Genomic DNA, 10,280 nt, shown 5'->3' with positions numbered 1-10,280 from the left:
ATCGAACTCATTTTCCCAGAATCGGCGTGTTGAGCAGTGGAAAATATCGACTCCGGCTTCAGATAAAGGCTGTAGGAATTGTTTCAGTTCCTCTGGAGAGTTGGCCAACCGTGCCTCATAGTCTTGTTGCTTCCACTGAGAGAAACGTAAAATAATCGGAAAGTCCTCTCCGACCCGAGCTCTGACAGCCTGAATANGCTCAACCCCAAAGCGAGTTCGCTTGAGCATATCACCACCATATTCATCAGTACGCTGGTTTGTTCCTTCCCAGAAGAACTGGTCAACTAGGTAGCCGTGCGCGCCATGTATTTCCACAGCATCAAAGCCAATACTTTTTGCATCTTCAGCAGCCTGTGCGAAAGCTTCAATAACCTCAGCAATATCTTCCTGCGTCATCGCTACGCCATTTTCTTTGCCTGGCTTAAACAAACCAGAAGGGCTATAGCCCGGTACAGACTTATCAGGCTCTACGCCCTCTTTACGAACTGAACCTACATGCCACAGCTGAGGCGCGATCTTTCCACCTTTCGCATGAACCGCATCAACTACTTTTTTCCAGCCAGCTAATGCTTTCTCACCATGCATGAAGGGGACATTAGGATAACCATTTGCAGCTTTATGACCAACTGGGGTGCCCTCTGTAATGATCAGGCCCACATCATTTTCAGCACGACGCTCGTAGTACGCGACAACTTGTTCATTTGGGACGTTACCCGGTGAAAATGTGCGAGTCATCGGCGCCATCACAATACGATTTTTTAGTTGTAATTTACCTAAGTCCAGCGTTTCAAATAAGGGGCTAACATTACTCATATAAATCTCCTATCTTAACTTTTCAAAGCTATTACTATTGCAAACTACCTACCTGAAGGTAGGCTTATTAAGCAAAAGAAAAGGCTTGCAACACGCTGTCAAAGGACAAGTGCTCAAACCTTTATTTGCGAATTAAATTCTCATATTGCTGCATTGTTTGGTGAAACAAATCCTGGCCATGTAGGCGAGCGTAATAAAGCGCGCCTTTGCAGCTAAAAATAAATAGCGCAGCCATTGCTCGCGTATCTTCAAGCTCAGCAAATTCACCCTGTTCTATACCTTCATCAATGACCTTCGTGACCCAAGCAAGCTCTATATCGTCGAGCTTCTTTATCTGCACCTTAATAGAGTCTGGCAGTTTGCTTAAGTCATTATAGAAGGCACTAATTGGGCATACTCGCTGCTCAGATAAGGCGTGCTTCATCGCGGCACTTAAATAACGTTCCAGCTTATTCCAATGATTTGCTGCACGTTGGTCGAAATAAGCAAGACCTTGGCTAAGCCAGTCATGCGTCCAATCACATAGGGCCAGACCGAGATCTTCTTTCTTAGGGAAGTGATGATGAACACTCGCCTTGGTAATGCCCAGTTCTCTGGATATATCTAAATAACTGAAGCCATCAAAGCCACGGTCCCGAAGCTTATCAGCAGAAAACTCGACAATACGTTGCTTGGTATTCATCAGGGAACCACTTCACTAAAATAGTTTGTTCAATTATTAAACACACCTTACCTACCTGAAGGCAGGTTGTCAAACCTATGCTAAAAAATTGAACATCAACCACCTCACGCAAGCCTGGCTTACCGGCCGGCACCCCGGATATGGGAGTTGACGTGAGTTAATCTAGATGCTATGTAGACTTGAATGAATGGCTAGAACAACTCAATATCACCAGAGCGATTATCGATAGCCTCTATTTCACCTTTGTCGACTAAGTTTTTATAGTTCTTGATACAGTTACGCCCACTCGCTTTGGCATGATAAAGCGCCGCGTCGGCTCTTTCGAATAGTAAGACGCTATCGCAGTTATGAGCCAGAAGGACAAAACCAATACTAACCGTAATATGATCTACTTGGGGGAAGTGATGATCAGCAATTTCTCTGCGCAAATCTTCTAGTAAATCCGCAGCCTCTGAGCGCCCCATACCCTGCAACAAAATAATAAATTCTTCACCACCAAAGCGATAAAGATAATCATCACGCTCAAAAAAATCTTTCATCAAGTTGGCAACAGCAATTAAGGTTTCATCGCCAATAACATGCCCAAAGCGATCATTCACTGACTTAAAATGATCTATATCCAATACAGCAATAACATTCTCATCATTCGACTTAGCATTATCGGTTAATTGCGTGTATTCGAGATCAAAGGAGCGGCGATTTTTTAAAGCTGTAAGCTGGTCTTTATTAGATCGATTTAAATGGCCATGTTGATTAACATAAACCGCGATGAGCTGAACGACTTGATTGATCAAACTGACTTTCGGCTCTATATCCAGCAACATGCTAATTTCTTGCCCGGTACTCAAATGTATCGGAAATACCGTTTCCGGCTCTGCTAGAGCCTTGGTATTAAGTGAAACCTTTGATTCGGATTTAGCACCAGAGACTGGCTGATAAGTGGCGAGCACGACAAGCTCAGTACTGAGTCTATAATCCCCAAGACATAAACGGACATAACCGGGATTTAATAACTTGCCGACCGCGCGAACAAATCGCTCATCAAGATTCTTGGAGGTTTCTGCATAGATCAAATCCACTAAGGATTCACAATTACAGAGATTGGGCTCAATAATTTTCATTAAGGGTCTGCTTGGCTATGTCATGGTCTGATACAAACATAACAGAGCAGAAAGTAAAGTCTAGAGAAGATTTACCGCTAGTAAAACAAAGCCAGCCCCAATTGGCTCAATATACCTGGGACTGGCTTTTTTAGGCTAGCCTTGCATTAGCAAGTAGTCAAAGGCTGCAAGAGAAGCTTTGGCACCTTCCCCCATAGCGATCACGATCTGTTTATAAGGCACGGTCGTCACGTCACCGCAGGCAAAGATTCCTGGTACGTCAGTCTGACCTTTGGCGTCTACAATTACCTCGCCATAGGCGTTCATTTCTACAATGCCTTCCAGGAAGCCACTATTGGGCACCAAGCCTATTTGGACGAAAATGCCTGATAATTCCTGGCGCTTAATTTCACCACTATCACGATCTTCGTATGCTAAGGCAACAACCTTGCCACCTTCAGCCAAGACTTCTTTGGTCGCTACATTACGCAGAATAGTAATATTCTCACGTTTTTTAGCTTGCTCAACCAAGACTTTGTCAGCCTTTAATTCAGGCATAAACTCGTAGATTGTGACAGATTTTACGATACCAGCTAAATCCAAAGCCGCTTCAACACCTGAATTTCCGCCACCAATAACAGCAACATCCTTACCTTTAAAGAACGGTCCGTCACAGTGCGGGCAGTAAGCAACACCTTGACCTATGTTTTCCTTCTCGCCAGGAATGCCAAGCTCTCTCCACTTTGCACCGGTCGCAACAATCACCGTCTTGGTTTCGATCACTTCACCCGAAGAGAGTTCAATCTTATGGTTTTCACCCCCCTGGCCTTTCTCGATGTTCGCGACTCGTAAGTGTTCTCTGACGGTCACGTCATATTCTTTAATATGCTGCTCCAAAGCCGTAGACAATTCCGGGCCGGTTGTTTTAGGCACAGAGATCAGGTTTTCGATCCCCATAGTGTCTTTCACCTGTCCACCAATCCGATCTGCGATGATCGCTACTTTCAAACCTTTTCGAGCACTATACACCGCTGATGCTGCACCTGCCGGGCCACCACCAATCACAACAACATCCTGAACAGGTAGTGCTTCAGCAGGCTCTGCTGCCTGAGTGATGTCGGGGTATTTAGCCATCAATTTCTCTAGTAGGACTGCCTGGTCAATTTTACCGTTAGCGAATACTTCACCATTCAAGTAAACACTAGGCACACCTTGAATACTTCGCTCTTCGATCAAGTCCGGATAGACACCGCCATCAATGGTTTCAGTGGTAATCTTATCGTTGACCAAAGCAAACTGATTCAAAGCCTGGACCACTTCAGGACAATTGTGACAACTCAAGCTTACAAAGACTTCGAAGTTAAGTGCTTCCTGTACACCACTTATGATCGACTTTATTGAATCATCCAACTTCATATCAGTACCCGAAGCGTGAAGCACCGCAAGCACTAGCGAATTGAATTCGTGACCGCCAGGAATACCGGAGAACCGAATTCCCGTATCTTCTCCATCACGTTCTAACAAAAAACTTACCGGGCTTTGCAATACTGATTTTATATCACGTTCTTCAAGTGAAATCTTGTCGCTAACCGATGCGAAACTGCTGAGAAATTCCATCAACTCCGCTTTTTTGTCATGCTCACCTGTTTGCACAACAAAGGTGATATCATTCTGCATATTGGCGGTATAGCCTTTAAGCGCGTTCAAAATGTCATTCGTCAACATTCTCTTATCCTCGTTTTAAATACCTTTGGAGATTCAGGAGGCTCTTATATGAACCTCCTGAGATACTGCTATTTAGCGTTTAATGCAGACTAGATCTTGCCAACCAAATCCAGGCTTGGAGTCAATGTTTCTTCACCTTGTTCCCACGCTGCTGGGCATACTTCGCCGTCATGTTGGTCTACGTATTGAGCCGCTTTGACCTTACGAACCATGTCTTTTGCAGAGCGACCGATACCTAGGTCGTGAAGCTCAGCAACCTTGATGATGCCTTCAGGGTTGGCTAGGAAAGTACCACGTAGTGCCAAACCTTCTTCTTCGATCATTACATCAAAGCCGCGAGTAATGACACCTGTTGGATCACCGATCATTGGGTAGTTGATCGTACCAATCGCCTCACTCGTGTCGTGCCATGCTTTGTGAGTAAAGTGCGTGTCAGTCGAAACTGAGTAAACTTCTACACCTAGCTTCTGAAGCTCTTCGTAGTGCTTCGCCATGTCTTCAAGCTCAGTTGGGCAAACAAACGTGAAGTCTGCTGGGTAGAAAAGGAAGATTGCCCACTTACCCTTTACATCTTCAGTTGTCACTTCTTTAAACTCGCCGTTGTGAAAAGCTTGAGCAGTAAATTCAGGGATTGATTTGTTGATCATGTTCGCCATGTTGTATTCCTCGATTAAGTTTGTGTTGTGTGTTTCGACAGGAATAAGATTAAGCGCGAACAAGAATTAAATAAATTGAATTAAATAAAAGGTGATGTTCAAAAAAACTGAACATTGATCTAAACTCATCACTATTATTGTGAGAAGAGAGCAAGACCATGATTTCACTCAAGCAAATTCACTATGCTTTGGCTGTCGAGAAAACGCTGCACTTCAAGAAAGCTGCTGAAGCCTGTTCAGTATCTCAGTCAGCACTGAGCACCGCCTTAAGTGAATTAGAAAAGCAGTTGGATATTCAAATATTCGAACGAGACAATAAGAAGGTACTGATTACCCCCACCGGAAAGATGTTTCTGCAACGGGCACAAAGTATCAAACTGGAAGTCGACAGCCTTTATCAACTATCGCAAAACCAGAAAGCGCCTTTAAATCATCCGATGACGGTTGGTGTCATTCCAACAGTCGGGCCTTACTTACTTCCCAAAGTCTTACCTGCACTTCGCCAACAATACCCTGACTTCAAACTGACAATTATCGAAGAGCAGTCTCATGTCCTGGTAGACATGATCCGCAAAGGCGAGATTGATACCGCAATTCTGGCGCTACCCTATCCACATGACGGACTGTTAGCCTTTGAGTTCTTTCAAGAAGACTTTTACTGGCTGACGCGCAATGATGCAGAGCAATCAGGTTTAGATGAAATCACCAGTACCGAAATAGATCAGTCAAAACTAATGCTACTCAAGGACGGTCACTGCCTTAAAGATCATGCCCTAGCAGCATGTAAGCTAAGTAATAATGAACAAAGTGAAACACTAGGCGCGACCAGCCTCAACACTTTGATTCAAATGGTGGCCGGTCGTATGGGTAGTACTCTCGTTCCCGAGATGGCCTTAAAGCAGATAAATAGCCAAAGCGATGACCTCAAAGCAATTCACTTGAATGAACCAGGACCTCATCGCAGAATCGCTTTTTTAAGTCGCCCCAACTATATCGGCGTCAAGAACATTGAGTGCTTAATGGAAGTGTTTGCTGAAGAACTTCGTTAAGAAAAAGTGATCATCTACTTCTATTTTTTGAACTATACAAATTGCACATGACTTGCGAAGCTAACAATGCAAACAATCAATAGGAGAAAGTCGAATGAAAAAGATTATCGAGACAATTAGCCCAAAAGCATCAAAGCATAGTAATGACAAGCCTTCTGCATGTAAGTCCTGCAACTACAGCAATGACTACTACCAGGACAGGGTTTGTCGCTAAACCCATCTAACTGTAGGCAAAGCCTTCCACAGCTCGCATGAGGAGTAGCATGGGGCAGAGTCTGCGAGGGGCGGAACCCTCTGCCTACGCGGGCACTAGGTAAACCGACTTCTGTAGGCAGAGCCTTCCATGGCTCGCAAGCGGGCTAGTACGGGGTTGATCCAGCGAAGGCTGGAACCCTCTGCCTACGGCAATCGTTATTTGTTAGATATAAGAAATACTATATTCATTCTCCTTCGAATAGTTCAAAATAAGCCTAAACTCGCTCCCCTAAGCACCAGGTACCATGTCACAAGCATCATATAAAATGCCAGGATCAAAACCTAAGATTGGTCTAAGCGCCTGCCTTGCAGGATTTGAAGTACGTTATGACGGAAAGCATAAACGCTCATCATTGTGCTTAGACGAATTGAGCAAACACTTCTCTTTTGAAACATTCTGCCCTGAAGCCGCTGCCGGTTTTGGTATACCCCGCCCCAAAATGCGACTTACCGGCAACCCTTCCAGGCCAACGCTACGGTATAACGATGACACTGACTTAACAGGCATAAACTTAGGCCCTCAATTACTTGAAGGCTGCAAAGAGGCCCTTGATAGCTTTGGGTCTTTAGATGGCTTTGTTCTGATGAAAAACTCACCCAGCTGCGGAGTCAGAAACGTCAAAATATTTCAGAGTGACAGCACTATTCACCAACAAGGCGGTATGGGCCTATTCGCGGCAGCCTTGAAGGAAAGGTTCCCTTTATTGCCGATCGAAGAAGAAGTGAATTTGCACGACGAAAGTCAGTATATGGAGTTTGTTAAGCGAGTTCATGCTCACTTTAAATCGCGGAAATGACAAGTATCAGGCGTAACCTATCTTAAGCAAGGGCCACTCGCGCTCAAGGTTATCCTCAGCCCTAATCTCCAATCATTGGCTTATAAAATTACATCTACTGCCCATTAACCGTTAGATATCCACTCATAGGTATTGACACATATCAATCAAGCCCGTTATTTAACCATGCGCCCTCCAATTGTCTAGTAGACTTAAGGATTACGTTTAAAAAAGAGGGCTAGAAAAGAACCATGCAAAACTCAGATAAGAATCAATCAGACAAGCAAACTTCGTCTAAGAATAAGACTTTGAGCTCAGTAGGGACTCAGCTTCACGCTCTAGCAGAAAAACGCCATGACCCACATTATATTGCCGAATCATTTAGGTCAGGCGAATACCCATACAAGACAAAAATTAGTCGCCAACGATACGAAAGCATAAAAAAAGAATTACAAATCGAGCTACTAAAAGCCCAGAAGTGGATAAGAGAGTCAGGACAAAAAATAGTGATTCTGTTTGAAGGGCGAGATGCCGCTGGTAAAGGTGGCACCATAAAACGCTTTATGGAACATCTAAACCCACGGGGCGCTCACGTTGTTGCTTTGGAAAAGCCGACTGAAGAAGAGCTCGGTCAGTGGTACTTTCAACGCTACATTAAACACCTGCCCACCAAAGGTGAACTCGTTTTATTCGACCGGTCTTGGTATAACCGAGCAGGTGTTGAAAGAGTTATGGGGTTCTGCGAACCGAGCGACTACCTTGAGTTTATGCGTCAAACGCCAGAACTAGAAAGAATGCTTACCCGTAGCGGTATAAAATTATTTAAGTATTGGTTCTCTGTTACTGAAGAAGAGCAAACCGCTCGCTTTCAGAAACGTGAAACTGACCCTCTAAAACAGTGGAAACTAAGCCCTATCGACAAACTTGCTCAAGAAAAATGGAATGACTATACCGAAGCGAAAGAAGCGATGTTTTTCTACACCGATACCGCTGACGCACCCTGGGTAGTCGTAAAATCAGATGATAAAAAAAGAGCACGCCTTGCGTGTATGCAACACTTCCTTTCTAAGCTGGATTATCCTGATAAGAATCATCATGTTGTTCGTGGAGCAGATCCCCTTATTGTCGGCCAAGCATCATCAGTTATCGAAGAAGACAGCCATATACTAGGTAAGTCTCTTCACCCGGAAGCTAAAAAATAAGGCACAAATGCGTTCCTTTAATTTCTTGTTGAACCCAGTAAAATCTGGGTTCAACTTGTAAGCGGGCCACTAAGATAATTCCGCAACAACCTCTGAACCACAGTCCCTTACTGCATAAAATAGACAATCCATCTTGGCGATTTCCGGATTATTAGTGATCATAAAGAGCTTTAAGTCTCGTTTAGCAAACAATCCGCCGTCTTTGATATAAACCAACTCATTTACCACACATTCTTCTCGACTATTTTTTGAAGAAAATACAGCTTTCAGATCATCTGTTGCGACCCAACCCAACTGCGTATCTTTAACAGTAATACCTGAATTCAATTGCTCTATACTGGGTAGCAAACACAAATCAGATTCTTCACTTAATTTCTCGCCATACCTTAGACGACAATCATCCTTTAGTTCGAGCCTTACCGGATTAGTAAGCACCTCCAAGCTCTCTTGACTTTCTTGGCCTGCCAAGACACTTTCTAAACGAAAATAACGATTTAAGCCCTCCCAAGCAATCTGGTGCGCAGACTCATCTAAACGCCCTCCACATTCAATCGTCACAGTTGGGCAAAGGTATTCGGTGACCTCCATCAGAGCCCCTAAACGTAGGTGAGTCACGATGAGGCGTTTAGTAAACAATTCTGTCAAAGCATCATGCTGAGGATCTTCGTAGATCGCCACCGCAAATGAAGGGCCTGAGCCCGAGGTGTTATGCATATCGATCAAGCTTTCAGGTTTATAGCGCTTTAAAGTCTCTAGAATCTCAGCGGCGAGATAGCCAGGTTCATCATCAAAGGGTTCTTTAAAGCAGCGATTCAGGTCACGCTGACGAGCGAAGACACGATGACTGAATGAAGGCTCCAAGCTAGCCGCTGATACTGAAGCCACAATGCAAACGACATTCACCGCTGGCTTAAGTCCCGACTTCAACCATTTAAATAAGGCAATAAGGCCTGAAGGTTCATTGCCATGCAGTAGCGTTACAAATGCTCGCGTTCGAGTGGTGTCATCTCCTGACAGCAGGATTTCTGAAGGGCCTCCCAAGTAATCAAGAAACTGATAGATATCCTCACCAATTGAGCTTGGGTCTGGGTCACAAAATCTGTTTAACTCTATACTCATTCTTATATCCAATAATTGTTACGTTAAAGGCCATTCACCCACTGGAATGTTGTCTAGGCTGTAAGCAATATAGTCTTCTAGCATTGCTTTTCTTGCTTTGTCAGAGCTATAAGACTTTTCATTCTGATAATAAGCGGTTCTCTCTCTTTGCCATACTGCTCCGTTCTGCTTTGACTCAAGACGCTTTTTAACAATGGATAGATAATAGCCTGCTTCCTCATCTTCAACACCGATACTACGCAAGCCCTGCTCTGCATGATCAATGCTTTGGGAAAGAATATCGATAATGGGCTGATCACGACAACCTGAACGCTGAGGGTCTGGCCAAACGATTCGTGCACCCAAGCCAAATTGCGCGGCGCGATAGAAGTTAAACTCCGCTAAATGAAAAGGTAAAGCAGGCATCAGCTCATTCATTTTGTCGCGATAGTACTCTGCCAGACCGATATACAGTGCTGCATTGGCAACCATATCAACCGCGCTGGGCCCAGCGGGCAAAGACCTTAGTTCTATCCGTAAATGGCCTTCATCAGCATCGTCATATACCGGTCGATTCCACAACCAAACAGAGCTTTGATGAAGTCGCAACTCTGATAAGCTAGGTGCTTTCCCTTCTGCCATCTGGGCTTCTGGGTCCTGTTCACTGCATATTGGCAATAAAGGTGAAAATATCGAAGCTGTTTCCTGAAATAATTCCAAAGCAGAGCGGCGTACCCAGCCTTGCCCAAAACTTACCCTAGAAGGCTCGTTCCATCGGTATCTATCTTTTATTCGCGTATCGATAGACTGCTTAAACAAAGGTACTCGTGTTTCACACCAGAGGTCGTGACCAAATAAACCGGGTGAATTAGCACCTAAAGCTAACACTAAAGGCGTCACCATTTGAAAGGCATTGAAGGTATT

At 44.3% G+C, this 10,280-nt stretch carries 9 protein-coding genes and 1 pseudogene; 3 read left to right on the top strand and 7 right to left on the bottom strand.

Going from position 1 to position 10,280, the window contains the following annotated elements; genetic code table 11:
- The 5 genes from A3756_RS23255 to ahpC all read right to left on the bottom strand — a co-directional run.
- Positions 1–813 (bottom strand): 12-oxophytodienoate reductase (locus A3756_RS23255; protein ID WP_068554786.1); only part of this gene is annotated, 813 nt, incomplete at its 3' end.
- Between the two features lie 121 nt (positions 814–934).
- Positions 935–1,495: a TetR/AcrR family transcriptional regulator gene (locus A3756_RS23250; RefSeq protein WP_068509249.1), complete on the bottom strand. Its 561-nt coding sequence runs from the start codon at positions 1,493–1,495 to the stop codon at positions 935–937.
- A 191-nt stretch (positions 1,496–1,686) separates the two neighbouring features.
- Positions 1,687–2,616, bottom strand: a complete 930-nt coding sequence (locus A3756_RS23245; protein ID WP_068554784.1) for a GGDEF domain-containing protein — start codon at positions 2,614–2,616, stop codon at positions 1,687–1,689.
- Positions 2,617–2,751: 135 nt separating this feature from the next.
- Complete coding sequence (ahpF, locus tag A3756_RS23240) at positions 2,752–4,320, bottom strand: alkyl hydroperoxide reductase subunit F (protein WP_068510428.1); 1,569 nt, start codon at positions 4,318–4,320, stop codon at positions 2,752–2,754.
- A gap of 89 nt (positions 4,321–4,409) precedes the next feature.
- Positions 4,410–4,967, bottom strand: a complete 558-nt coding sequence (gene ahpC, locus A3756_RS23235; protein ID WP_368664618.1) for an alkyl hydroperoxide reductase subunit C — start codon at positions 4,965–4,967, stop codon at positions 4,410–4,412.
- Between the two features lie 167 nt (positions 4,968–5,134).
- Here ahpC and A3756_RS23230 point away from each other — a divergent pair, with 167 nt between their 5' ends.
- The 3 genes from A3756_RS23230 to ppk2 all read left to right on the top strand — a co-directional run bounded on the left by A3756_RS23230 (position 5,135) and on the right by ppk2 (position 8,258).
- Positions 5,135–6,025, top strand: a complete 891-nt coding sequence (locus tag A3756_RS23230) for a hydrogen peroxide-inducible genes activator (RefSeq protein WP_068554782.1) — start codon at positions 5,135–5,137, stop codon at positions 6,023–6,025.
- 521 nt (positions 6,026–6,546) lie between these two features.
- Positions 6,547–7,077 (top strand): DUF523 domain-containing protein, encoded by a 531-nt coding sequence (locus tag A3756_RS23225; RefSeq protein ID WP_197473226.1) that lies wholly within the window; start codon positions 6,547–6,549, stop codon positions 7,075–7,077.
- A gap of 230 nt (positions 7,078–7,307) precedes the next feature.
- The gene (gene ppk2 / locus A3756_RS23220) at positions 7,308–8,258 is read left to right on the top strand and encodes a polyphosphate kinase 2 (protein WP_082865461.1); all 951 of its coding nucleotides are present in this window, start codon (positions 7,308–7,310) and stop codon (positions 8,256–8,258) included.
- Positions 8,259–8,327: 69 nt separating this feature from the next.
- Here the strand turns inward: ppk2 and A3756_RS23215 are convergent, their stop codons facing one another.
- On the bottom strand, positions 8,328–9,377 hold the full coding sequence (locus tag A3756_RS23215; protein WP_068515139.1) for a succinylglutamate desuccinylase/aspartoacylase family protein: 1,050 nt from the start codon (positions 9,375–9,377) through the stop codon (positions 8,328–8,330).
- An 18-nt stretch (positions 9,378–9,395) separates the two neighbouring features.
- A pseudogene (locus A3756_RS28225) lies at positions 9,396–10,280 on the bottom strand (glutamate--cysteine ligase); the annotation flags it as partial.

The sequence above is a fragment of the Oleiphilus sp. HI0086 genome (assembly GCF_001635225.1).
The sequence above is the reverse complement of the archived record's forward strand: the minus strand, read 5'-3'. Positions and strand labels throughout refer to the sequence as shown.